This is a genomic window from Shewanella sp. KX20019 (assembly GCF_016757755.1).
In the GTDB taxonomy this organism is placed as follows: domain Bacteria; phylum Pseudomonadota; class Gammaproteobacteria; order Enterobacterales; family Shewanellaceae; genus Shewanella.
The window spans coordinates 115219-141391 of record NZ_CP068437.1; the positions used below are offsets into that span (position 1 = coordinate 115219).

The window sequence follows — 26173 nt, forward strand, 5'->3', positions numbered from 1 at the left end:
CTCAGATTGATAAACTTACTGTCCGTTCCAGAGTAATTTGCCACAATCGGTCAAGTCATAGCCACCTAAGGTTGCTGCTAATTGCTGTGTTTGTGGCTCGGCAAGTAGATTAAATAAACGTTGCAGCTGACGTCTGAAGTAAATTCCTTGCGGCATAACAAAATCAAAAGACTCTGTTACCAATGGCACAAAGCTTAAACCGCTTTCAAGTGCGACTGATTGGCAGCCGAAACCGATGTCTGCATCACTTCTAGCTATATACCCCGCCAGCTCTCGTTCGCTTTGCGCCACTAAACTCGAGTTTAATTGCTCAAATGTAGCCTCCTGCTTCATTAGCCACTGCTCCAAGTGTTGTTGGCTGCCAGCACCGGCTTGACGTGCAACCCAGCGCCAAGACTGTTGCGGTATTTTCTCCAGTTCTTGACAGCGATGATGCATATCAGGACGCATCATTAATCCTTGCTTACGGGTATAGCCATGCACCATCACCCACTGCTGGTGATTGGCGTAGCCTTGCAGTAAAGCGGGGTGACGCACAGACCGCTCATCAACACTGCCCCAATGCAAAGTACATACATCAGCATAACCACGAGACAGCAGATCCAGCCCCAAGCGAGAGCCAGTCGAGCTATAGCTGATGAGCTCACTTTTACCGACTTGTGACATCATGCGAGCGACCAGCATCGACAGCAAAGGATCATCACTACCAGTGATATGCATGCGATCTGAAAGCATACCACTGTGACAAGAATCCATGACCCAACGGTCGATTAATATTTTTGGAAAGAGCCACTTACCGGTGATTTTAGTCGCGGGAAGGATTCGGTCATTCGCCATGGAATAGACTTTTTTCTCATTGAGATCAAGATACTCAGAGACCTGTCTAGCACTCATGTAGATCAGTTCTGTTGGCTCAGTCATTTTCTATCCCTGTGGCGCAAAATTGAGTTGTTATTACTTGACTGCATGGCTGGTTAAATAGCATCAAATTCAATGTTTTCAGCACCGTTATAAATTAGAAAATGGCGGCCTTTCGCACGAGCGATCATGGTGATCCCCAATTGTTGTGCTAACTCTAGCCCCATTTGAGTGGCACCACTGCGAGAAAGCAAAACAGGGATCCCCATTTTGGCGACCTTAATCACCATCTCAGAGGTTAAACGCCCAGTGGTATAGAAAAGTTTGTTATGTCCGACGTCTTGATTAAGCCACATCTCGCCAGCAAGTGTATCCACCGCGTTGTGGCGACCGACATCTTCTACAAAACCTTTAATCTGGTCACCTTGGCACAAACCGCAACCGTGTACGGCACCAGCATTCTTATAAGTTTCATTATAGGCATTAATGTTCTTAAGTAAGCTATAGATAGTGCTCTGCTTAATTTGCGGCGCCTGGAGGTTGATTTCATCGAGACCAGCCATAAAACCGCCGTATACCGTTCCCTGACCACAGCCAGACGTGACTGTTTTTTCAGACAGCTTTTCATCTAAGTCTTCGGTTTTTTCACTTGTTAGAATAGCTGCTGAGTTGACGTCCCAATCGACAATGACAGACTCTAGCTTGCTCAGGTCAGAAATAAACCCCTGATTCTTAAGATAACCTAACGCGAGCGCTTCAGCCCTAGCACCCAATGTCATCAAGGTCACAATCGGGCGCCAGTTTAAATACACCGTGAGTGGGCGTTCGCAAGCAATAAACTTATCTACTTTCTCGCCCTTTTCATTTATTGCGGTTACGGCAATGGTAAGAGGAACTTCAATGTCGGTTTTGATTAAAGTTGGGTTGCTCTTGTTTGCTGTCATAAGACCCGTCATCAGTTATGAGAATTAAATTACAGCTATTTCTAAGCAATATCTGTACCTAACTTTATAGGGAGATAAAGTTAGTGGCAGATCACATTTATCGGCTTAGGGTCGCCCTTTTATGTCCCATCGCAGATTGCTATTTAGACAAAATGTCCTAGTCTTTGGGGGGATTAGTTGATCTAGTTCAAACTATTTTCACACAAGCATATGGCACACATATTGCTTTACTCAAGGAGTATTTATTTAGTTGGACTGCCATTTAGGCAGCCATCTCAGGCAAGACGGAGACTGAATGCAACATACCGAAAGCCAATGGCCAATGTACGTTTCTCTTAAGAAAATTGAGAAACAAGTCGGAAGATGGACCTCAGTACAGTGGGAAGTCGACCAAATTCTCCCTGCGACCCACGCCGCACCAGAAGGTGCAACACTCGTCTTGCTAGAACTGCATAAAGACGAACGCGGTAGCTACCGTATCAATATCGACATGGATAACGCCATGTTGTACATCGTTTGCGATGAAAACCTTGAAGGCGACTGGATCCCTGCCGCCTTATCTGCTGATCAAAATGTTGCCGCAGGCTGTTTAGAAGGTGATACCCCGGTACTGAATATCCCTATGCCACAAGCAATTGCTTGTTGGATTGAAGCGTTTATTACCCGTCATGGTGAAGTTGAAATCAGGGCTCATCGTCGTCAGAAACACGTTAACCGTCGCAAAAATGAAGGTCCAAGTACAAACCATTTAGCAGGTAACTCATGAGTGGTTTGCTGTCGCGTTGGAACCTACGTCGACAGAAAGTAGAGCAGGAAGCTGAAGCTGATATAGAAGCCCTCGAAGCTGCTGAGCAACAGCTGGTAACGGCAGATGAAGCATCGTCAGAGCAAACAGGCACAGCAGAGAGCCCGAGTGTTGAGGCCATAGAGCCTGGTGAGGATAAACTGCTCACAGCCGAAGATCTTCCTGATCCGGAAAAGATTGAAGTTGGCGGCAGTTTTGCCAGCTTTATGGGAGCCAATGTCGATCCAGCTGCAAAATCAGCAGCGTTAAAAGCCCTTTGGAAACAGCCTCATTATAGTGAAATTGATGGGCTACTTGATTACGCACTGGATTACAGTAATCAACCCAAGTTGTCCGCAAAAGTCTCTGCTGAATTGGCAAAAAAAGTATTCCGTTATGTCGTTGAAGAAAAAGATGATGAGGAGGAGAACGAAACCGAAGCAGTTTCAGAGCTCGAGTCAGATGAGATGACCGCCGCTGAAAATACTGTTGAAACTGAAGTTGTTAACGATACAAAACAGGTATCGGACATTTTGGACAGCGATGATGAAGAGTTGTCCCAAAATGAACCAGAACACCCAGGCGTCATAATAAACAAAGTTGTTTAACGTCAGTATAGAGTGTTTTTAATTCCACAATTTTGGTATGTGAATTGCTGTATTTAGTGTAAAGCTGGCGTTAACGATAAACGCATTAAATAAACAGCGAATACTAAGTATAGAAGCAGCCAAAGAACTGTTCAGGAACGCAATGTGAGCAATCGTGAAACACAAGTTGGACTCAAAGAGGTTCGACAACAGGTCCTTGCTGGAACACAGGTTATTCAAAACCTGATCCCACCGACTGTTAGTTATACCACCGAGGGCAATGTGCTCGTTATCGGGCCAGAAGATTTGGCGCGTTTAGCAGCCGACAAATTGTCCCACATGGGCAAGTGCGCCATTTTGGCTAACGAAGCCATCACTAGTCAAGATGAGGCACATCTAGAGCTCGTCATGACCGCAGCTGAAAATGTCGAGAGTTATTACAATAAACTCATCGAGGTAAAAGGTTTCTTGGGCCAGTTCCAAGTTAAGGTTGAACATGAAGAGGGTAGCGCGGACTTAAGTGTTGTTGCTATTCGTAAACCGCATTTTGATCTGATCCTTGATTTAAGCATGAGCCCGTGTATTAACCTTGAAATGCTACCGCCTGGCTATTTTTATGTTGGCCAAGATCAGGTCAAACTAGCCGAAGCACTTGAGCAGCTCCCCGGTCTTATTGGTGAGTTCGACAAGCCACGTTATGTAAAGGTCAATAGTGACATCTGTGCTCATAGCCGAAATGGTAATGAAGGTTGTAACCGCTGCTTGAATTTTTGCCCTGCAGATGCAATTGCCAGTGTTGAGAAAAAAATCGAAATCGATCCGTATCTTTGTCATGGTGCGGGTAGTTGTACTAACGCCTGCCCAACTGGTGCTATTAGTTACGACCTACCAACGCCGCAATCTATGCATACCTACCTCAATAAACTGGTGACACGTTTTCGTTCACAAGCGCAAGTCGCACCTGTGGTGCTATTCCACGATATTGGTAAAGGTGCAGAGCTGGTCACAGAGCAACTCGTTGGCGATATTATTCCTATTGAAATGGAAGAGATCACCGTCGCCAGTGTTGATCATTGGCTATCGTCTCTTGCATGGGGCGCTCGTCAAATTTTGATCCTAAATACAGATGCAACGGCACCTACGTTAACTCAAATGCTCAATAGCGAACTGGCATTAGCCAACGATATTCTTGATGAGATGGGGCAACCGCGTCGTATTAGCTTAATCGGCGAGCATCACTTAACTGAAGCCGGTGCAGATGAATTATCTGAGCTGCTAACGACCAGTGCTAGCTGGCCAGTGATTGTGCCAGCGGAATTTACGGCGACTACTAAGCGTGAAACGCTATATGAGGCAATCGATCACCTCAATGAGCAAGCGGCTTCAGTCGATACATGTTTGTCTCAGAGTAACATTCCTTACGGGCGAGTTAGCGTTAACACTGAGAGCTGCACCCTGTGTATGTCTTGTGTGGCAACCTGCCCAACTGGCGCCTTAACCGATGGCGGTGATCAGCCTGCACTACACTTTGTTGAGCAAGATTGTGTGCAATGTGGTTTATGTGAAGCGGGCTGCCCTGAGAAAGTCATCAGCTTAACGCCTCAGGTTAATTTAGATAAAGCTGCGCGTCAGGCGCGTCAAACCCTGCATGAGGAACCCCCGTTTGAATGTATTACTTGCGGCACACCGTTCGCAACGCAATCCATGGTCAAACGGATGTTAGAAGTGGTAGGAACCCACAGTGCCTTCAGTGCCAACACCGAGCGTTTAAAGATGTGTGGTGACTGTCGAGTAAAAGACATGTTTGAAGATATTCTTCAAGATCCTGAACAGCAACTGCGATAAGAGTTTAGCCATGACCGAATTAGTAAGAGAAGTTTCAGAAAATGATCAGTTGAGAGCGGATATTTATCAGCTTTTTGCTGCGCTATTACGTCGCCAGCCTAGCACCGAATTATTGCAGTTCCTAGCAGGCTTAGAGATTGATGCCAATGACGGTAGCGATATGACCAAAGCTTGGGTTGGACTCAAGTTAGCGGCTGAGCAGTTTACCTCCGAGCAGCTTGAGGATGAGTATTTTAATATCTTCCTCGGTGTCGGTAGCGGTGAGATCTTACCTTATGGCAGCTGGTTTATGACAGGTTCACTAATGGATAAACCATTAGCCTTGTTACGTAATGACCTAATGCAGCTTGGTTTCGAGCGTGAAGAGGAAGTTAAAGAGCCAGAAGATCATGTTGCTGCTTTATGCGAAGTAATGGGTACCTTGATCCTTGAAGCACCAGGTTACCGTCAGCTAGCTTTCTATCAGCGTCATATGGGTAGCTGGATCGCACGTTTCTGCGACACGTTAGCCAAAACACCAAGTGCGGCATTTTATGCCACGGTAGCGGAGTTAGCAAAAGCATTTTTTGTTATTGAAGCCAATGAATTTGAACAGTTAAGTTTAAATATTCCAGTTAACTGCCCAGGTAGTGAAGCGGAAAAGATTGAACCAAGCACTAACGAGTTAGCTTCTTAAGTAACTTGCGAGTGAAAGCAGTATTTATGCCTGCTAAGCAAGTTTCTTGGCAGGCATAGACAAAAAACAGGGAGCAATCCCTATATCAATCGAGTGATAGGTTTAGCTTTATTTAAATCAATCATCTCAATATCAGTAAAACCAAAGGAGACACTATGAAGAAGCAAGCTTCCGACATGGGTCGTCGTCAACTGCTTAAGGCATTGGCTATCGGCAGCGCCGCAGGCGTTGTGGCGACAGCCAGTGGTCAAGCGATGGCTGCGACACCTGAAGTTGCCCCCGCTGCAAAAGGCGATGGCTACCAAGAGTCCGATCATGTTCGTAGTTATTACGCCTCGTTACGCAGTAAATAAGCGTTTCGTAGTCAATAATTAAAGGAGAGTGTGTGATGCGATTAACCCGCAAAACAGACCAAGCAGCCACTAGCTCCAAGGCTGTCTTAGGTTTAAACCGCCGTCAATTCCTCAAGTCCGCGAGTCTCGCGACGGGTGGTATTGCCGCGGCATCAATGCTTGGCGCAGGAATGATGCGTAAAGCAGAAGCTAAAGATGTACCCCATAGCGCCCCAACTGAAATTAAACGTACTATCTGTTCTCACTGTTCAGTCGGTTGCGGTATCTACGCCGAAGTACAAAACGGTGTGTGGACAGGTCAAGAGCCTGCATTTGACCATCCGTTTAATGCTGGTGGCCACTGTGCAAAAGGTGCCGCTCTGCGTGAACATGGTCACGGTGCCAAGCGTCTTAAATACCCAATGAAGCTTGAAGGCGGAAAATGGAAGCGTCTTTCATGGGATCAAGCCATCGAAGAAGTCGGCCAAAAAGCCCTCGATATCCGTAAAGAGTCTGGTCCAGATTCAGTATTCTTCATGGGTAGTGCAAAGTTCTCTAATGAACAAGCTTATATGTACCGCAAATTTGCAGCAATGTGGGGCACGAATAATGTCGACCACTCAGCGCGTATTTGTCACTCTACCACTGTAGCCGGTGTTGCAAACACTTGGGGCTATGGTGCGCAAACCAACTCTTTTAACGATATTCGCAACTCTAAAGCCATGATGTTTATCGGCTCTAACCCTAGCGAAGCACATCCTGTTGCGATGCAACATATTTTGGAAGGTAAAGAGCGCGGCGCGAAAATTATCGTTGTCGACCCTCGATTCACCCGTACCGCAGCTAAGTCTGATGAGTACGTGCATATTCGTCCAGGTACGGATATCCCTTTCATCTATGGTCTGTTATGGCATATTTTTGAGAATGGCTGGGAAGATGAAAGCTTTATCTCTCAACGTGTTTACGGAATGGAACGTATCCGTGAAGAGGTGAAGAAATATGACCCTGCCGAAGTCGAACATGTTGTCGGTGTGCCTAAAGCGCAGATGTACCGTGTGGCTAAGCTTTTAGCTGAAACCAAGCCTGGTACAGTTGTTTGGTGTATGGGTGGTACTCAGCATCACGTGGGTAACGCGAATACGCGTTCATACTGCATCCTTCAGTTAGCCCTTGGTAACATGGGTGTTCCGGGTGGTGGAACTAACATTTTCCGTGGTCACGATAACGTACAGGGTGCAACTGACTTCGGTCTATTGTTCGATACTCTGCCGGGTTATTACGGCTTGAAGACGGGTTCTTGGAAGCACTGGTGTAATGTTTGGGATCTAGATTACGAGTGGGTTAAGAACCGCTTCGATCAAGAGAAACGTTTAGGCCAAGATCCGATGACCTCAACGGGTATCCCATGCTCACGTTGGCATGACGGTGTACTTGAAGATAAGTCAAAGATTGCCCAGAAAGATAACATTCGCATGTCATTCTTCTGGGGACAATCTGTCAACACTGAAACCCGTGGCCGTGAAGTGCGTGAAGCACTGAATAAGATGGATACCGTGGTTGTTGTAGATCCATATCCTACAATGGCGGGTGTCATGCATGAGCGTTCTGATGGTGTTTATTTATTACCAGCAGCCACTCAGTTTGAGACTTACGGATCTGTATCGGCATCTAACCGCTCATTGCAGTGGCGTACACAGGTTATTGAACCACTATTCGAATCTAAGCCTGATCATGTGATCATGTACAAGTTAGCGAAGAAATGGGGTATTGAAGGTGAGTTCTGTAAGCATATTAAAGTCAATGGTGATGAACCGTTGATTGAAGATATGACCCGTGAATTCAACCGCGGTATGTGGACCATTGGCTACACAGGTCAAAGTCCTGAGCGCTTAAAAATGCACCAAGAGAACTGGGGCACATTCGATATTAAATCGCTTGAAGCACCAGGTGGTCCAGCTAAAGGCGAAACCTACGGGTTACCTTGGCCTTGTTGGGGTACGCCAGAGATGAAACATCCTGGCTCGCAAATCTTGTACCGCACTGGCCGCGAAGTTAAGAACGGTGGTGGTAACTTCCGTGCCCGTTATGGTGTAGAGCATAATGGCGTTAACATCTTGGCTGAAGGTTCTTACTCGAAAGGTAGTGAAATCCAAGACGGTTATCCAGAGTTTACCGACAAGATGCTTAAACAGCTTGGCTGGTGGGATGATCTAACGGCTGAAGAGAAAGCTGCTGCTGAAGGCAAGAACTGGAAAACCGATATTTCTGGCGGTATTCAGCGTGTCGCTATCAAGCACGGTTGTATCCCTTACGGTAATGCAAAAGCGCGTTGCGTAGTGTGGAACTTCCCAGATGATATTCCACTGCACCGTGAGCCACTTTATACACCACGACGTGATTTGGTTGCTAAATACCCAACTTACGAAGATCGTATGGTTGCTCGTCTTCCTACCCTGTACAAGTCAATTCAGGATAAGGACTTTGCTAAAGACTTCCCATTAGCCGTAACAACGGGCCGTTTGGTGGAGTACGAAGGTGGTGGTGAAGAGACGCGTTCAAATCCATGGCTTGCCGAACTTCAGCAAGAGATGTTTATCGAGATCAACCCTGCTGATGCAGCTGATCGCGGTTTACGAGATGGTGATGATGTGTTCGTTCACAGCCCTGAAGGGGCAAAAATCACAGTTAAGGCGATGGTAACTCCACGAGTTATCGCTGGCGAATGTTTCATGCCATACCACTTTGCGGGTGTATTCGAAGGTAAGAGCCTTGAGAAGAACTACCCAGAAGGAACAGTCCCTTACGTTATTGGCGAATCCGCCAATACAGTAATGACTTATGGGTATGACGTGGTAACTCAGATGCAAGAGACTAAGTCTAGCTTGTGTCAGATCAGCAAAGCCTAATTAACTTGATGAGGAGATAAGCCATTATGGCAGTCATGAAATTCTTATGTGACACCAAACGCTGCATCGAGTGTAACGGTTGCGTCACAGCATGTAAAAACGAAAACGATGCCGCGCTAGAGTGGGGCATTCAACGTCGTCGCGTAGTCACTATCAATGATGGTGAGCCGGGTGAAGCGTCAATCTCAGTGGCCTGTATGCACTGTACTGACGCCCCTTGTATGGCAGTCTGCCCAGCAGATTGCTTCTACCGCACTGAAGACGGCATTGTATTACACAATAAAGATACCTGTATCGGTTGTGGTTACTGCTTCTATGCTTGTCCTTTCGGAGCGCCTCAGTTCCCGCAGAAGACAGCATTTGGTAGTCGCGGCAAAATGGATAAGTGTACTTTCTGTGCCGGTGGCCCAGAAGAGACTCATTCAGATGCTGAGCGCCAGAAGTATGGTGCTAACCGTATCGCCGAAGGCAAGTTACCTATGTGTGCAGAGCTTTGTTCAACTAAAGCACTGTTAGCGGGTGATGCTGGCGTAGTATCTGATATCTACCGTGATCGTATTGCTGCTAGAGGAAATCCTGGCGCAATATGGGGCTATACCCCAACGACTGGCTAGGGCTGAATAGGGTTATGCGCCTTGGTGCATAACCCAATTAAGGAGTGAATATGTATATGAAATCACTGCGCAGCTTGTTCGCAATGCTGGTTATCCCTTTGGTATTTGCCATGGGGTTGGGATTTAGCACGTCAGCAATAGCTACGGATGATCAATCGAGTCAGCAGCAAGCGGGTAAAACCAGTGATGCTGATCTTTGGCGCGCGGTTAAAGCAGGCGACTCAGGTTTTACAACAGCTCAAGGTATTGAGCCAGGTGTATTGATTAACGTTGCTGGTAATCAAGGTAAAGATGTAAGAAATCAGTATTTAACTCCTGTGATGGGGATTGCTGTTGTCGGTGTATTTGTGGCGTTTCTATTCTTCTATCTAGTGAATGGTCCTTCAAAGTTAAGTAAGGGTTTTTCTGGGAAAATGGTACTTCGCTGGACAAAGGCTGACTTATGGATCCATTGGGTATTGGCATCATCTTGTATGGTGTTGATCTTCACCGGTCTAAACATCATGTTAGGCAAACATGTGCTGCAACCTTATATCGGAGAGGGCCTTTGGGCTAGTCTGATTTATGGTAGTAAGTTCATTCACGACTGGGTCGGACCAATCTTTATTGTGTCTTGGGTCTTATGTGTTGTTAAGTGGATGCCGATGCAGACCTTCAAGATGTACGATCTTAAATGGTTCCTTGTGGTAGGTGGTTATATCAACTTTGGCCCGTTTAAAGGTAAGCATCCAGACAGTGGTTTCGCTAACGCTGGTGAAAAAATGTGGTTCTGGACCTTAACAATATTCGGTCTGTTTATTGCCGCTTCAGGTTTAATGCTGGTATTGCCAGGTTTGGATCTACCCCGTGAAGCCTCTATGGCTGCGCTGTTAATTCACGCCGTTAGTGCCATTATCATCATCGCGTTTACTATCGTACATATTTGGATGGCGACAGTATTAAGTGAAGGTGGTATGGAGTGCATGGTATCTGGTTATTGCGATGAAAACTGGGCTTCTCAGCACCACAACGTTTGGTATGATGAAATAAAAGAGAACGATACTATCGTCTATAAAGACTAGTCGTTTTATTTCCTAAAAACGCCTCGATATTTATCGGGGCGTTTTTGTATTTACCTCCATAATTTCACCCTGTTAAATATCGTATTAATTCACGCTAATTAATAATCATTATCACCACGTTTTTCTTAAATAACGTACTGTAGTTGTTACATATTATTTAACATTCTTCGGAATGTTAATGTGCGTTTTTAAACAGTAAATATCATTACCTTTTTGACAAACATGTTCTGCTTAACACTTCTAACAAAATCTGCACTTAGGCGTGATTTTTACCCCGTTTAGATCAACTTTTATGAGTACTATTTTCTTTATATTGTGCAGGCAATTTGTTGGGTGTTTTCTATCGATGAATGTAGTCCATATTTTTCATACCGCTCTTTACATACCGTTAACACGGTTGGCGTGGCAAAGATAAAAACACCTTGTTTTATATAACCAGAGTATTCCGTTCTACCAGGAGTAAACATGAAGAAGCAACAGCCTGATCTGAACCGCAGATCTTTGCTGAAAGCGCTCACCATTGGTGGCACCGCAGGTGTCGCAATCGCCGCAACAGGCGTGAGTGTAGCTCAAGCAAGTGAAAACAATGTCAGCACTAAGAGTGCTAATGGCTATCAAGAGACTGCTCACATTCGCAGTTATTACAATAGCTTACGCGGCTAGTTTAGGAGAATTTAAGCGATGCAATTAACTCGCAAATCCAACGCGGCACCTACAGCAGAGAAAAAAACTCTAGGTATTAGCCGTCGTCAATTTATGAAGCAAGCAGGTATCACTTCAGGTGGTATTGCAGCAGTTTCTTTGTTGGGTACAGGCATGATGCGTAGAGCAGAAGCCAAAGATGTGCCACATAATGCACCTACTGAGATCAAGCGTACTGTATGTAGTGCTTGTGCTGTCGGTTGTGGTTTATACGCAGAAGTACAAAATGGCGTATGGACAGGTCAAGAGCCAGCTTTCGATCACCCATTCAATGCGGGTGGACATTGCGCTAAAGGTGCTGCACTACGTGAACATGGTCACGGTGAGAAGCGTCTTAAGTACCCAATGAAATTGGTTGATGGTAAGTGGAAGAAACTATCTTGGGAGCAAGCTTTAAACGAAGTTGGCGACCAGATGCTAGATATCCGTAAGGAATCTGGTCCAGATTCACTTTACTTTATGGGTAGTGCTAAGTTCTCGAACGAAGGCTGCTACATGTATCGTAAATTTGCGGCAATGTGGGGCACGAACAACGTCGACCACTCTGCACGTATTTGTCACTCTACCACAGTAGCCGGTGTTGCAAACACTTGGGGTTACGGTGCGCAAACTAACTCTTTCAACGATATCCAGAATGCAAATGCAATCTTCTTCATCGGGTCTAACCCGGCTGAAGCGCATCCAGTTGCAATGCAGCATATCATGATCGCGAAAGAGAGAAACAACGCAAAGATTATCGTTGTTGATCCACGCTTCTCTCGTACAGCAGCACACGCTGACCTACATTGTGGTCTACGTCCTGGTACTGATATTCCATTCATCTACGGTATGCTTTGGCACATCTTCGAAAATGGTTGGGAAGATAAGACGTTCATTCAAGAGCGTGTTTTCGAGATGGAATCAATTCGCGAAGAAGCGAAGAAGTTCCCACCAAAAGAAGTCGCGCACATCACTGGATGTAGCGAAGAAGAAGTATACCAAGCTGCGAAAATGATGGCAGATAACCGTCCAGGTACTGTTGTTTGGTGTATGGGTGGTACTCAGCATCACGTGGGTAATGCAAACACTCGTGCTTACTGTATCCTTCAGCTTGCTCTAGGTAACATGGGCGTTAAAGGCGGCGGAACAAACATCTTCCGTGGACACGATAACGTACAGGGCGCGACTGACTTAGGTCTACTGTTCGATACGCTACCTGGTTATTACGGTCTTAAGACAGGTTCTTGGAAGCATTGGAGCCACGTTTGGGATCTTGATTTTGATTGGGTTAAGAATCGCTTCGATCAAAACTCTTACTTAGGCCGCATCCCAATGAATACTCCTGGTATTCCTTGTTCTCGCTGGCATGACGGTGTGTTAGAAACGCCTGAAAAACTAGCGCAGAAAGATCGCGTTCGCATGGCATTCTTCTGGGGACAATCAGTTAACACTGAAACTCGTCAGCGCGATGTTCGTGATGCACTTGATAAAATGGACACGGTTGTTGTTGTGGATCCTTTCCCAACTATGGCTGGTGTTATGCACCGTCGTCAAAATGGTGTTTACCTTCTTCCAGCTGCAACTCAGTTTGAGACTGAAGGTTCTGTGTCTAACTCTGGCCGTAGTCAGCAGTGGCGCCAGAAGGTTATCGAGCCATTATTCGAATCTAAGACCGATCTTGAAATCATGTACCGTCTATCTCAAAAGCTTGGTTTTGCTGATGAGTTCACTAAGCGTATCGCTAAAGACGAAAATGACGTGATGGTTATCGAAGACATTACTCGCGAAATTAACCGCGGTATGTGGACAATTGGTATGTCAGGTCAAAGCCCAGAGCGTTTGAAGCTACATACTCAAAACTGGGGTACGTTCAGCAACAAGACACTTGAAGCTGTTGGCGGTCCTGCTAAAGGCGATACCTATGGTCTACCTTGGCCATGTTGGGGTACTCCAGAGCAGAAGCATCCTGGTACACAAATTCTTTATAACACACACAAGCATGTGCTTGAGGGTGGCGGTAACTTCCGTGCTCGTTTTGGTGTTGAATATAAAGGTGAAAACCTATTGGCAGAAGGCAGCTACTCAGTTGGCTCTGAAATCCAAGACGGTTACCCAGAATTCACTGCTGCCATGCTTAAGCAATTAGGCTGGTGGGATGAACTAACAGCTGAAGAAAAAGCAGAAGCTGAAGGTAAAAACTGGAAGACCGATCTATCTGGTGGTATCCAACGTGTGGCTATGAAGCACGGTTGTATTCCATACGGTAACGCTAAAGCCCGTTGTATCGTTTGGACATTCCCTGATGCAGTACCTGTTCACCGTGAGCCGCTTTATACGCCACGTCGTGATCTTGTGTCTAAGTATCCAACATATGATGACATGCAAGTTCATCGTCTACCGACGCTGTACAAGTCAATTCAAGAGAAAGACACTGCGGCTAAGTATCCGCTAGGTCTGACTTCTGGTCGTCTAGTAGAGTATGAAGGTGGTGGTGAAGAGTCTCGTTCAAACCCTTGGTTGGCTGAACTTCAACAAGAGATGTTTGTTGAAATGAACCCTGCTGATGCGGCTGATCGCGCAATTCGCGATGGCGACACAGTATGGCTAGAGGGTGCTGAAGGTGGTCGTATTAAGATCAAGGCTATGGTCACTCCACGCGTTAAGCCTGGTGTCACTTGGATGCCTTACCACTTTGCGGGTGAGATGCATGGTGAAAGTCTTGCAGCTAACTACCCTGAAGGCACTGTTCCTTACGTTATCGGTGAATCAGCTAACACTGCATTGACTTATGGTTATGACCCTGTGACTCAGATGCAAGAAACCAAGGCATCGCTTTGTCAGATTGTTAAAGCGTAATAGCAGAATTAGCTAGGAGAATTGCCAAAATGGCTACAATGAAATTTTTATGTGATACCAAGCGCTGCATCGAGTGTAACGGTTGTGTCACAGCATGTAAGAACGAAAACGACTCTGCTCTTGAGTGGGGAATCCAACGTCGTCGCGTAGTGACTATCAACGATGGTGAGAAGGGCGAAGCCTCAATCTCTATCGCTTGTATGCACTGTAGTGATGCACCTTGTATGGCTGTTTGCCCAGCAAACTGTTTCTACAAGACAGAAGATGGCATCGTGCTACACGACAAAGATACTTGTATCGGTTGTGGTTACTGCTTATACGCTTGCCCATTTGGTGCGCCTCAGTTCCCTCAAGGCGGCGCTTTTGGTGCTCGCGGTAAGATGGACAAGTGTACTTTCTGTGCTGGTGGTCCTGAAGAGAACCATTCTGACGCAGAGCGTCAGAAATACGGTGCTAACCGTGTTGCAGAAGGCAAGCTACCTATGTGTGCTGAGCTGTGTGCAACTAAATCGCTACTAGCGGGTGATGCTGAGATTGTTTCTTCAATCTTCCGTGAGCGTGTTGCATACCGTGGTTCTAAAAACGCAATTTGGGGCTAATTAACTTAGGTTGATTACTGCCAAACATACTGCTTGTCGGCTCATTTAGTTGGGCCGACAGGGAGTAACAGAGGACGTATTATGAACAAATGGTTTAAACACATAGGTATTGCGATTGCATTGTTATTCAGTGTGACCGCTTTTGCTCATGACGGTGCAGAACACGAGCACGACGCACAAGCTAACAATGGCCAAATTTGGTCACAGCTTAAAGCGGGTGCAGAGGGTTATACAACGTCAACAAGTGAGTTCCATGCTCAGCCAATCAATACGTATGACCTACGTGTACTTGAGCTGCGTAGTGACCTATTAGCACCTGCGTTAATGGCTGCTCTATTCGGCATGATCATTATCTTTGTACTGTTTATTAAAGTGAACGGTATCTCGAAGCTGCACGGCGGTTTCTCAGGCAAGTTAGTCTATCGCTGGTCTAAGTTTGACGTGTCTATTCACTGGTTAGGCGCTATTCCATGCCTGCTACTGATATTGACGGGTCTTACACTATTAGCAGGACGATTCTTCTTCCAGCCGTATATCGGTGAAGGTTTATGGTCGAACTTAGTCTACGCTGCCAAGCAAGTGCACGACATCATGGCGATCCCGTTCATGATTGGTTGGGCATTAATGACAGCGCTTTGGGCTAAAAATCAGCTACCGAAGATGTATGATGTAAAATGGATGATGGTCGTTGGTGGTTACATCAACTTCGGTCCATTTAAAGGCAAGCATCCGGATGCTGGCTTTGCCAACGCCGGTGAGAAGTTGTGGTTCTGGGCTTTTGCTGTATTTGGTCTAGTGATCTCGGCATCAGGCATGTTGCTACTATTCCCGAACTTGTTCGAACCTAGCCGCACATTGAGCTTGATAGCATTAGTACTTCACTCGGTCAGCGCTATCATCATTACTGCTTTCTCAATCGTGCATATCTTTATGGCTACGGTTATGTCTGAAGGTGGTATGGAATGTATGGTGTCTGGTTACTGTGACGAGACCTGGGCAAGCCAACACCACAATCTTTGGTTCGATGAGATCAAAGAGAATGGAACCCTTAAATACAAAGAATAAATTCTTTAGTATCTAAGGCTTGAACTGCAAACACCTCAGCTGATCTATTCACTGAGGTGTTTTTTTATATAGAGGGAAAATAGCCCCGTTGTACAATTTATGCACCTTTGCTAAAACATGACTTACTTAACAAATTGCTCTACATTTCCTTGATAGGAAACGCTAAGTTATAACCAAATCACGTTTTACGGTGATTTAAAGTGTTAATTTTGCTCTCCGCTAGTTCAATTCGCGACATCTCTTTTTATTTTTTGAACAGCCATCTTTGATAGGAATCTTTATGTCTTCAATTATTTTGCCCGATAGTGCCCAACCTTATAATGCCAATATCACCACCCCTGATTGGATGATTAGTAGCATGGAAAAGGTGATGCAGTTCTATGTCGATCGCAATCTAAGGCTCGATACGGTTTCAGCAGAGATGATGCCAAACCCAATTGAAGGTAAGAAATACATGCTTTATGCGCATGTGCCTTTTTGTCATACCTTGTGTTCATACTGTACTTTCCATCGTTTTTTGTTTAAAGAAGATAAGGCGCGCAGCTATTTCGTTTCTTTGCGTAAAGAGATGGATATGGTGAAAAACCTCGGTTATGACTTTGAGTCGATGTATATCGGTGGTGGTACGACAACGGTTTTAGAAGATGAATTGGCTCGCACAATTGAACATGCTAAAAAGCTATTTCCGAGTATCAAAGAGGTGTCGTGTGAGTCAGATCCACAACATCTAGATAGTCCTGGTTTTAAGCAGCTTGAGGGCTTGGTTGATAGAATGTCGATTGGTGTGCAAAGCTTTAACGATGACATTTTGACCATGACAGACCGGATCGAAAAGTTCGGTACTGGTCAGCAGACATTCGATAAGATCATGGCGGCTAAAGAGCTGTTTCCGATCATTAACGTCGATCTTATATTTGGTTTCCGTGGCCAAACCGATGAAGTTATTCAGCATGACTTAGATATGGCGGCGAAGCTAGACCCACGTCAAATCACCACTTACCCGCTGATGATCACGCATCAAACACGTAAGAGCGTAAAAGGTAAGTTGGCTGCGCCACATGGTGACATGGTGCGTCAATATCGTCAGATTTTGAACAGTCTAAATGGCCAATACAATCAGCTTTCCGCTTGGGCATTTGGTAAAACAAACAATGAAGGTTTTGATGAGTATGTTATCGACTACGACGAGTATTTAGGCGTAGGTTCTGGCTCATTCAGTTTCTTAGATGACACGCTTTATGTGAACACCTTCTCGCTGAAGAAGTATCAACAGCGAATTGGAAGTGGTCATATGGGCGTCGATCAGCAAAAGAACTACGGTCGTAAAGAGGTGATGCAGTATCGCTTCCTGCTAGGGATGTTCTCAGGGCGTTTATCGCGTAAGTACTTCCGTGAGACGTTTGGTGTCAACCTTGATACCGCACTATTTAAAGAGATGACCTCTATGAAGGCCATCGGCGCTATCAAAAATGACCCGCTGGATCGTGACAATTTGATCGTTACTGATAACGGCAAAATGATGGGGTTGTTGATGATGAAAGAGTTTTACTCTGGAATGGACAACGTCCGAGCTCAACTGCGTAAACCACTAAAAGAAAGTGATATGTAATTATAGTAAGTGATGAGTATTGGTGTAAATTTCGGCTAAAATGTTTTTCTGAAACTATTCTTTAACAAATAAAACTAGGTTAATATGTTTAATTATAATACTTTAGTTTTATTTGTTCTAAGGATAAAGATTCATGAGTCAGGCTTCAAAAGGATTTGTATTAAGTGCTTTGGTACTATTAACGGCGTGTGGTGGCTCTGATTCAAGCACCCCTCCAGAAAGTCCGCCTCCCGCCCCGATAGAAACAGGTTTTTCAGTTACTGACAATTCGGTTTCTTCCGCCGCTTTAGCATTCTCAACGGTAGAAAGTTTTATCCAAGTAGGCTCACTAGCTGATGGCATTATTGATTCTGCTACGTTTGCAGAGCTTGGTGTTGAGAAAAGTTGTAGCAATGGTGGTCTATATGTCAGAACTATTGAAGATAAAGATAGCAGCCAAACTCTAACTGATTTTGATGAAGTCAGTGTTGAATATCGCGATTGCTATGTATCTGCTGTAGATAGCACGTTGAATGGGCTAGCGAAGGTAAAAATAGTCACTACCAACATTTCACACAGTGAAACCTTGGGTGAAATTGACGTATCGAGTGTTGTGTTTGATGGTGACAGTGAGTTTGAATTCCAAGGTGTGCTTCAATTCAATAATCAAAAGCTGGCTATGTCTAATCAGATGACGGTTAAAGATTTAGGTTCTGTTTCATTGACTTTCGATCAAGATGATACTCAACAATTAATCTTTTCTAATTCGTCATTTACGCGTTTAGAGCAGTTCTCTGATGCTACTTACGCAATTTCTGGCATGGGTACACTTGAGGCGTCTGAGGCCAATATGAAGTATTCATTTCAGGTGACAGAGAATTTAATTGGCCATTTTGGTGAGTATCCACACGCAGGTAAAGTAAAGGTATTCACTTCAGAAGCTGATTCAGTCGAAGTGAGTAGTAATTTTGTGACCAATTCTGATTCATTTAATGTGGAGTCTGGTAGCGATAGCTATTTAGTTTCGTGGGATCAGGCGGTAGAAGGCTCTTTATGGTGGTTTTCAGGAAGTGAAAATCAGGGTTACTTACAGAGTTACCGTTCTGACAACTTTGCTTTTGTTGGTCTTTTAGACGCAAATCAGACGGAAGATTTTCCTGTGAGTGGCGGCACGTTTAGAGCTTTAATGTCTAGGCCTGTTAAAGAAGGGAGTTATCAAGCTAGTTTCGAAACTTCAGAATGGCCGTATGCAATTGTGCCTGCAGTTGTTACCACTTCAGGGGCGATAGTCTATTTAACACCTGAGACGCCTTTAAAAGTGGGTGAAATCTACCATTTAAAATCCTTTCAAGTAGAGAGTATTCAAGGGACCCTGAGTTGGGTTGAAACCATTAACAGCATCCATATTAATGATGCACTGGTGCTTGAATACGATGTTGGAATGGGTTTATATCAAGAGAACGATTATCCAGTTCTTGATGCGTCTGCAAGTATTATGAATGACGGACTGGCACTCAGTTTTAAATGGATAGATGTGAATGACATAGGCATAAATTTCACGGATGAAAATGCGGCAAAGACATCGTTTTCTGCTCCAAATGATTATGCTGAGGATATTTTATTACGTTTGGAGTTAAGTAATGGTAAAGGCTATGAAGTGTCTACGGATATTAATGTTACTTACTTCACACCTTCAAACACATTAATGCACTTCGTGAGCCCTATAGGTGATTATATTGGTAGCGGAAAAACAATGACTTGGGATGATTCTCAAGCGTTATTCACAGTCACTCGTAACGAATGGACTAACGAAGACCATATTGGTGTCAGAATTGACGGTGACACGTGGTGGACCTTAAATATAGCTGCACCACAAGGCGAGAAGCTGGAGGTGAAAAAATATGAAGATGCAACTCGATATCCATTCCAAGCACCTTTGGTGCCAGGTTTAAGCTTTACTGGGAATGGGAGAGGTTGTAATAATAGCCTTGGTAGTTTTGAGGTGATGGAGCTGGTATACGATGGTAATAGTAATGTTAAAAAACTAGCCGTTAATTTCCAGCAAAGCTGCGAGAACGTAAACCCAATTCTCAAAGGCCTGATAAGATTTAACTCTTCTGCGAAACTAAATTAAACCATACAAGCTCTATGTCAAAGTCACTATTAACGGCAACTAGGGTTGCCGTTTTTTGTAATCAAAGCTAAATGAAGTGAGTCAGGGACTCAGCTCACAGCTTGACGAGAAATCATCCTCTCTAAGCGAACAATATCTTCTCTGATCTGTAGGATATATGTATCGGTATATTGCATTTTTTCAAATTCATAAAGACAGGCTTTATAACGTTCGAGGCGAGTTTCGAGCGATTCTTGGAACTCCGTGAGTTCATCCATACTAATAATTGAGTCCATTCAACTATCCTATTTCGTTGGGATGTGGCCATGATATACCCAGTCAAACAGTGACTGTGCAACTATTTTAAGTATAGCCAAAATGTCGACAAAGCCATTAAAGATTTATCGGTCATTATTGTTAGTTTTTTCAGAGAGATAATACTGATGGCTTATAATGTCCTGGTTTAAAGTGTTGCTATGTCTCACAGAGCCTTAAGATATTGCTTACAGCAAGTGACCGTTAAGCCGTCTATACAGCTAGAGTAAAGCGAAAAACCAATTGATTTAGCCATAAAAGCTAATGATTGATGCATAGGGCTTGGCGCACTAATACAAATCTCCTACTATCAATGCATCGCACTCTATTTACCGGGTTGTTATGGCCAGTATTTTACTTGTCGCTAATTTAAACTGTGATCGTATTTTTAATCTTAATAAGCCACTGAAAACAGGTGGTCGATTTCACTACCAAGACGGAGGCCAACGGCTTGGGGGCGGTGGAGCTAATACCGGCATCGGCTTAGTTTGGTCTGGGCATCAAGTCACATTGGTGACTGAAGTTGGCCGTGACGATGTTGGTGATTGGCTGTTAGCTGAAGCGAGTACCCAAGGGATCAATTGCAGTTTAGTGCAACGTCGGGCAGGGCCTACCAACGAAATGTTGTTGATGATGACTCCTGATGGTGAGCGCACCATTATACGTCCTGAGCGGCCAACGTTTGAGCTACCCATTCCCCCTAAATGGGACATGATTGATGCTTTATATATTAATTCGTCATCGGAGGGAGCTGCTAGCTGGGCAAAGACTGCGATTGACCATTGCTGGGTTGTAGCCCAATTGGCTAAGGATGAGCGAGCTAGACCTTGTCATATTTTATTGGCGTCGTTAAGTGATATGCATGGACGTTGTGAGCAGCAGCCATGGCAATTTGCTCGATCAATTGCCGGTGACAGTTTGCAATACTTTATTGTGACTGATGGTGAGAATGGTGCCACGCTATACAGTGAATCAGAGCAAGTTAATGTTGCGGCTATGCCCTGTATCGTAGTTGATACCACCGGCGCAGGTGATGCCTATGCTGCAGGGCTTATTAATGGTCTAGTCGATAACTTAACGATAATACAGTCTATGCAAGAGGCTTCGACTTGGTCAAGCTACGCAGTTGCCTGTGAGAGTTCAATACCAGGAAAAGGGTTGAGGGAGTATTTAACTGAAGGGCATCAAGCTAAATCATCATCTTAACGGCATTAATATCGAGTCGCTTTACCCATGGGTTGCAGTTCTCCTTAGTTAATTAAACTATTTTTAAACTTCTTTTTGCCCTGTTCTCCTACAGGGCTGTTTTGCTTCAGTAAAACGACTTTCCACCAGTACTAATAATCAATGCGAGTAGATCGCTTTTCGGTTAATATTCACACTGGGTTAACAAATGCTGCTTGTTCGAGCAGTTTCGATTAAATGCTGTGAAGTGGGCGTAGTATATGGGTCATAAAGTGTGGAATGACAAAAAGCGGTTTATTTGGATCCTAGCGGTTTTGCTACTAGCGGCTTTTGTTGTCACCAGTGGGATCAGTTATCAAGTTGCACATGATTCATTAAGTGAGCAGATCGAGGAAAATACCTTACCGTTAACCAGCGATAATATTTATTCAGAAATACAGCATGATCTGCTAAAACCCATCTTCATTTCATCGTTGATGGCGCAGGATACCTTTGTGCGAGATTGGACTCTGGATCAGGAAAAAACGCCCGAGAAGCTAGTACGGTACCTTAAAGAGATCCAAGAGAAATACGACACAGTCACCAGTTTTTTCGTGTCAGAAGCGACTCGTAACTACTACCACTCAAGCGGTGTCCTAAAAAAGATCGATGACATCGATGCAAATGATGCTTGGTATTTCAGAGTGCGTTCGCTACCCAAATCAGAAAGTTATGAAGTGAACGTTGATCAAGACACTGCGGATCGTAATCGCACCGTAATTTACGTTAATTATAAGGTGTTTGATTTTGACGGTAACTTCATCGGTGTTACTGGCGTTGGCCTAGCGGTAGAAAGCGTTAAGAAGATGATAGAGCTTTATCAAACGCGATATAACCGCAGTGTCTATTTTACTGATAGACAAGGCAACGTCACCTTGCATAGCGAAGGTTTTATCGGTGCTGATACTCTACAAGCCACTCCTGGACTTGAGATGCTCGCCACGCGTATTCTAACGAGCCCTAGTACGTCTTTTTCCTATAGGAGAGACGGGAGAACGATTTATCTGAATAGTCGTTTAGTCTCAGACTTTAAGTGGTATTTAGTCGTGGAACAAGATGAAAGCTTAGGTAAGCAAAAGTTACTCACCACCTTCTGGGCTAACTTAGGACTGAGTATATTTGTGACCCTAGCCATTTTACTTATCGCCAATATGACCTTGGGAAAATACCAACGAAAACTGGAGTTGATGGCGTCGACCGATAAACTGACTGGTGCAGCTAATCGGCAAGCATTCGAAGAGTATTTTGGCAAATCACTGACTCGTTCAGTGCTCGACGGTACACCCATGTCGGTATTGATTTTTGATATTGATTATTTCAAACGTGTTAATGATAAATATGGTCATAACATGGGTGATCTGGTGATCCAGACTGTAAGTAATATGGTTAAGTCTCAGCTTCGTGATGAGGACTTATTGTGTCGTTGGGGTGGGGAGGAGTTTTTAATCCTACTGCCTAATATTGATCTTAGCCGTAGCCATGACATAGCAGAGCGGATCCGAGAGTCTATAGAAGCGCGTGCTATTCGCGTTAATGGCAATGAAATACAGGTCACGGTGAGCGCTGGGGTTGCGGAGTTCCGAGCCTCAGAAAAGCCTGAAGAGTTGATTAACCGAGTTGACGTTGCACTATATCAAGCAAAGGAGCTGGGGCGTAATAGGGTGGTCTTATCCTATTAATTGCCACATGCCAATAACTGCAGTTCATAACACTAGGCTATCGCTATTGTAATGGCGAGTGATAGGATAAAAACACCATAATAAAGAGAATTTTTTGATGTTAGCGCAAATCCTCATTAAGCAAATTTCAGGTTTATATCGCGGTAATGACCTTACAACACTTGGCTCTGTGCAAAGTGGTATTAACCATAAGCATAGTTGTAAGCAGCTGCTTGTTACCCAAGAGATGGTCGAAGGTGATCGTCAGGCAGATCCCAAGCATCATGGTGGATTAGATCGCGTATTACACCATTTTCCTCGCGAGCATTATGGTCAATATCGCCGCTGGGATATGATCTCTGACTTTAAAGATGCTCCGGCGATGGGCGAGAACATTAGTACGGTAGGGCTAGATGAAACCCAAGTGAATATTGGCGATATTATTCAAATAGGTGAGGTGCGGTTGCAGATAACTCAGCCTCGTTCACCCTGTTTTAAACTTAACCTACAGTTTGGTCATAATGAGTTCGCGTTAGCGATGCAACAGAGTGGTCGCTGTGGGTGGTTTTATCGAGTCATCGACTCGGGAACGATATATGCCTCAGACACTATTACGCTGGTGGAGCGCTGTTCTGATATTAGTATTGCTGAAGCGATGCATATCTATTTTTTACCCAATTTTGATGCCGAGCAGTATCAGCGCCTAGCTGATTGTCCGGGACTTGCAGCTTCGTGGGTAGGTAGTTTACAACGTCGCATCGCGAATAATGCCATTGAAGATTGGCAAATGCGTTTATATGGGGTACAACAAGTATAGTTTTTAGTTTGTTGATCTTATTAATATTTCAAGGAGTGGAATTGTGACTCAAGATGAGAAGAACATGGGGATCGTGGTGCATTTGGCCAGTTTTTCAGGCTATTTGATCCCGTTTGGTAGTATTTTAGGGCCATTAATCGTGTGGCTGATGAAGCGTGATGAGTTGCCATTTGTTGATAGCTGCGGGCGCAACTGCTTGAACTTTAAAATCAGTATGGCGATCTACGCCATGATCAGTGCGGTACTGATGTTGATTGGTGTCGGGTTCATTCTGCTGGGTATTATAGCCGTTGTTGATATCGTGCTTACGATTATTGCGGCAATGAAAGCCAGCGAAGGCGAGAGCTATAAATACCCAATGTCGATTAATTTCATCAAGCCACGCAGCTAAGCCTAATTGCCTATCGAGTGACCTCGATAGGCAACATCCTCACCATTAACGTTATTGGTTAAACTTTAAAGTTAGCCACTAATGAGTCGAGTCGGTCGGCAAGTTGAGTCAATGACTGACTCGCTTTCGCTGCATCTTCAGCCGTATCGGCTGTGCGTTGGGTTATATCGTTAATATCACTGACGTTACGATTAATATCTTCTACCACCGTAGACTGCTCTTCAGTAGCTGCTGCAACTTGTATGTTCATGTCGCTGATTGAACCAATACGCTCACTAATCCCTGTTAGCGACTGACTCGCTTCATCAACGGCATTAACTCCTTCAATGGAGCGTGAGCGGCTTTTTTCCATCGCCTCTACTGCGCGGCTAGCTTCTGTTTGCAGTTTGTCGATCATCACTTGTACCTCATTGGTTGAGGTGGCAGTACGTGATGCAAGATTGCGAACTTCATCGGCAACTACTGCGAATCCACGACCCGCTTCACCTGCTCTAGCGGCTTCAATGGCAGCATTGAGGGCGAGTAAGTTTGTCTGCTCTGACACTGCGCGAATGACATCGAGAATACTTTCGATAGATTTAGTGTGAGTGGCTAGTGACTCAATGACCTCACCGACTTGCTCGACATCATTAGAAAGCTGACTAATGGTTTCGCGTGCTCGAGTGACAACAACTTGGCCGGTGCTCGAATCGGTATCTGCGGCCCTTGCGGTATCAGCGGCTTGTGCAGCATTGCTGGCAATCTCATTAACGGTGGCGCCCATTTCATTAATGGCAGTGACAACCATCAGGGTCTGATCTTTTTGCTGCTGACTGTCTTCCAATATGCGCTGCGCTTGGTGAGAGACATCGATGGCAGAGCAACCGAGTTGCTTACTGGTCTGTGCAACTTCAATTACCGAGGCTTGGATTTTGCTATTAAAGCTATTAAAGCCCTTTGCCAACTGCGCTAATTCGTCATTTCCTTCAACCGGTAGTCGTTGCCGTAGATCACCTTCACCTTCACCAATGTCGGTCAACATTGCAGCTACTTTGGCAATGGGACGGCTAACTGAACTGGCGACGAAGCTTGATAGCGCAATAAAAATAGCAGCAATAACAGCTGTCCAAATGAGGATCTTATAGGCTGAATCTTCGAGTAAGGAGAAAATCTCACTTTCAGGTACTTGGGCAACTAAGTACCAATCCATTGAGGGTATATAGCTGCTAGCAATGAGCATTGGCTGGCCATCGATATCTGTTTTCAGTAAGTTGAAATCAGTGTGGCGCATTAGGCTCGAAGTGTCGGTGCCACGATATAGGTTGTTTAGATCTGCTTTACCTATTTGAGTACTATCTTGGTGCAGTTTGACTTGGCCCTTGCTGTCGACCAAATAGACAAACCCAGTTTGCTCAATTTTAAATGAACGTAGTAACTGCACCATGTCATCGAGAGATTTTCCTAAACCGACTAAGCCTCGACCGTTAGGTTGTTGATAGTTGATAAAGAGCTTCACATCGCCATTGTCTTCAGTGAAAACATTGAGCATGGTCTCTTGGCCACTGTTCTTGTAATCGAAGAACCAACCATCTTGAGCTGGATTGAGTATCCGCAGAAAACCATCTTGAGTGTAGTAAGCGGCGCTTTCTCTGTCTGCAAAAGAGGCTTGTGCTAAATCGTATTGCTGAGAAATAGCATTAAGTTGGCTTGTCAGCAGGGGTTCACCTGCTGCTGGACGATCCTCTGCAAGCCATTGCAGCAACAATTTATTGTTGGCCAGTTGCTGCGCTGCATTCATTAAAGTTGATATGTTGAGCTCAACCTTATTACGAATTTGCGCCAACATATTGGGCATCTCCGAGGTCAACATTCGTTGTTCTACCACCTGTTTGGCACTTTGCTGGCTAAGCATGCCAACTAGGGAGGTGGAGAGCAAAACAGTCAGTGTGACAGTCAGTAGTATTTTCTGTTTGATGGTGAGCATATTCAATTTCATAAAAATTAGATTGCCTAATACAGCCATTATCTGAGGCTGAAAGTAGTTGATTGACAGCAGAATCGTCACAGCGCTAGCAAAACCGCTTTAGAGGTTTAGCTTTGTGAAGATAGATCTATTTTGTAACGTGTAGGGATAAAGGCAGGTATTTGAATTTCAGTGTTAAATTATTAGTCTTATATTAGCGCGGCGGATTATGTCTATTTTTTGTTATTGGCGCAACTAAAAATGCACACCTTTTGGTGTGCATTTACTTAATAGATTGCAATCTTTACTGATATAAA

The 26173-nt window shown here is 44.6% G+C and carries 22 protein-coding genes; 18 read left to right on the top strand and 4 right to left on the bottom strand.

Annotated elements, in window-relative coordinates:
* Positions 1–15 precede the first annotated feature (15 nt).
* Both JK628_RS00490 and JK628_RS00495 read right to left on the bottom strand, forming a co-directional pair.
* The gene (locus JK628_RS00490; protein WP_202287342.1) at positions 16–921 is read right to left on the bottom strand and encodes a helix-turn-helix transcriptional regulator; all 906 of its coding nucleotides are present in this window, start codon (positions 919–921) and stop codon (positions 16–18) included.
* A 53-nt stretch (positions 922–974) separates the two neighbouring features.
* Positions 975–1802, bottom strand: coding sequence for a formate dehydrogenase accessory sulfurtransferase FdhD (locus tag JK628_RS00495; protein ID WP_237524099.1), 828 nt, complete (start codon positions 1800–1802; stop codon positions 975–977).
* Positions 1803–2097: 295 nt separating this feature from the next.
* Here JK628_RS00495 and JK628_RS00500 point away from each other — a divergent pair, with 295 nt between their 5' ends.
* From JK628_RS00500 to JK628_RS00565, 14 genes are all read left to right on the top strand, one after another.
* A complete protein-coding gene (locus JK628_RS00500) occupies positions 2098–2568 on the top strand; it encodes a DUF3305 domain-containing protein (protein WP_202287344.1) in 471 nt (156 codons plus the stop codon).
* The gene (locus JK628_RS00505) at positions 2565–3194 is read left to right on the top strand and encodes a DUF3306 domain-containing protein (RefSeq protein ID WP_202287345.1); all 630 of its coding nucleotides are present in this window, start codon (positions 2565–2567) and stop codon (positions 3192–3194) included. The genes JK628_RS00500 and JK628_RS00505 overlap by 4 nt, the downstream gene beginning before the upstream one ends.
* A 144-nt stretch (positions 3195–3338) precedes the next feature.
* Positions 3339–5018 (top strand): 4Fe-4S binding protein, encoded by a 1680-nt coding sequence (locus JK628_RS00510; protein WP_202287346.1) that lies wholly within the window; start codon positions 3339–3341, stop codon positions 5016–5018.
* Between the two features lie 10 nt (positions 5019–5028).
* Positions 5029–5694, top strand: a complete 666-nt coding sequence (locus JK628_RS00515; RefSeq protein ID WP_202287347.1) for a TorD/DmsD family molecular chaperone — start codon at positions 5029–5031, stop codon at positions 5692–5694.
* Between the two features lie 155 nt (positions 5695–5849).
* On the top strand, positions 5850–6047 hold the full coding sequence (locus JK628_RS00520; protein ID WP_202287348.1) for a twin-arginine translocation signal domain-containing protein: 198 nt from the start codon (positions 5850–5852) through the stop codon (positions 6045–6047).
* A gap of 35 nt (positions 6048–6082) precedes the next feature.
* The gene (locus JK628_RS00525; protein WP_202289637.1) at positions 6083–8932 is read left to right on the top strand and encodes a formate dehydrogenase subunit alpha; all 2850 of its coding nucleotides are present in this window, start codon (positions 6083–6085) and stop codon (positions 8930–8932) included.
* Positions 8933–8958: 26 nt separating this feature from the next.
* Positions 8959–9546: a formate dehydrogenase FDH3 subunit beta gene (fdh3B, locus tag JK628_RS00530; protein ID WP_202287349.1), complete on the top strand. Its 588-nt coding sequence runs from the start codon at positions 8959–8961 to the stop codon at positions 9544–9546.
* 50 nt (positions 9547–9596) lie between these two features.
* Positions 9597–10607, top strand: a complete 1011-nt coding sequence (locus tag JK628_RS00535; protein ID WP_202287350.1) for a formate dehydrogenase subunit gamma — start codon at positions 9597–9599, stop codon at positions 10605–10607.
* Positions 10608–11072: 465 nt separating this feature from the next.
* Positions 11073–11270 carry a twin-arginine translocation signal domain-containing protein gene (locus tag JK628_RS00540; RefSeq protein ID WP_020914969.1) on the top strand — a complete coding sequence of 66 codons (198 nt, stop codon included), beginning with the start codon at positions 11073–11075 and terminating at the stop codon, positions 11268–11270.
* A gap of 18 nt (positions 11271–11288) precedes the next feature.
* Positions 11289–14144, top strand: coding sequence for a formate dehydrogenase subunit alpha (locus JK628_RS00545; RefSeq protein ID WP_202287351.1), 2856 nt, complete (start codon positions 11289–11291; stop codon positions 14142–14144).
* 29 nt (positions 14145–14173) lie between these two features.
* On the top strand, positions 14174–14743 hold the full coding sequence (gene fdh3B / locus JK628_RS00550; protein WP_202287352.1) for a formate dehydrogenase FDH3 subunit beta: 570 nt from the start codon (positions 14174–14176) through the stop codon (positions 14741–14743).
* A gap of 81 nt (positions 14744–14824) precedes the next feature.
* Positions 14825–15808 carry a formate dehydrogenase subunit gamma gene (locus JK628_RS00555; protein WP_202287353.1) on the top strand — a complete coding sequence of 328 codons (984 nt, stop codon included), beginning with the start codon at positions 14825–14827 and terminating at the stop codon, positions 15806–15808.
* 280 nt (positions 15809–16088) lie between these two features.
* A complete protein-coding gene (locus JK628_RS00560; RefSeq protein WP_202287354.1) occupies positions 16089–17417 on the top strand; it encodes a coproporphyrinogen III oxidase family protein in 1329 nt (442 codons plus the stop codon).
* Between the two features lie 133 nt (positions 17418–17550).
* On the top strand, positions 17551–19530 hold the full coding sequence (locus tag JK628_RS00565) for a hypothetical protein (RefSeq protein WP_202287355.1): 1980 nt from the start codon (positions 17551–17553) through the stop codon (positions 19528–19530).
* Between the two features lie 89 nt (positions 19531–19619).
* Here JK628_RS00565 and JK628_RS00570 read toward each other — a convergent pair whose 3' ends face one another.
* Positions 19620–19787: a hypothetical protein gene (locus tag JK628_RS00570; RefSeq protein ID WP_237524100.1), complete on the bottom strand. Its 168-nt coding sequence runs from the start codon at positions 19785–19787 to the stop codon at positions 19620–19622.
* A 379-nt stretch (positions 19788–20166) separates the two neighbouring features.
* On the opposite strand from JK628_RS00570, the gene JK628_RS00575 reads away from it, so the two are divergent.
* The 4 genes from JK628_RS00575 (at position 20167) to JK628_RS00590 (ending at position 23914) form a co-directional block, all read left to right on the top strand.
* A complete protein-coding gene (locus tag JK628_RS00575; RefSeq protein ID WP_202287357.1) occupies positions 20167–21030 on the top strand; it encodes a PfkB family carbohydrate kinase in 864 nt (287 codons plus the stop codon).
* Positions 21031–21269: 239 nt separating this feature from the next.
* Positions 21270–22727 carry a sensor domain-containing diguanylate cyclase gene (locus JK628_RS00580; protein ID WP_202287358.1) on the top strand — a complete coding sequence of 486 codons (1458 nt, stop codon included), beginning with the start codon at positions 21270–21272 and terminating at the stop codon, positions 22725–22727.
* Positions 22728–22824: 97 nt separating this feature from the next.
* Entirely contained in the window at positions 22825–23523 is a 699-nt protein-coding gene (locus tag JK628_RS00585) for an MOSC domain-containing protein (RefSeq protein WP_202287359.1), read from the top strand.
* Positions 23524–23587: 64 nt separating this feature from the next.
* Positions 23588–23914, top strand: a complete 327-nt coding sequence (locus JK628_RS00590) for a DUF4870 domain-containing protein (protein WP_202289654.1) — start codon at positions 23588–23590, stop codon at positions 23912–23914.
* Between the two features lie 58 nt (positions 23915–23972).
* Here JK628_RS00590 and JK628_RS00595 read toward each other — a convergent pair whose 3' ends face one another.
* Complete coding sequence (locus JK628_RS00595; protein WP_202287360.1) at positions 23973–25889, bottom strand: methyl-accepting chemotaxis protein; 1917 nt, start codon at positions 25887–25889, stop codon at positions 23973–23975.
* Positions 25890–26173: the final 284 nt, after the last annotated feature.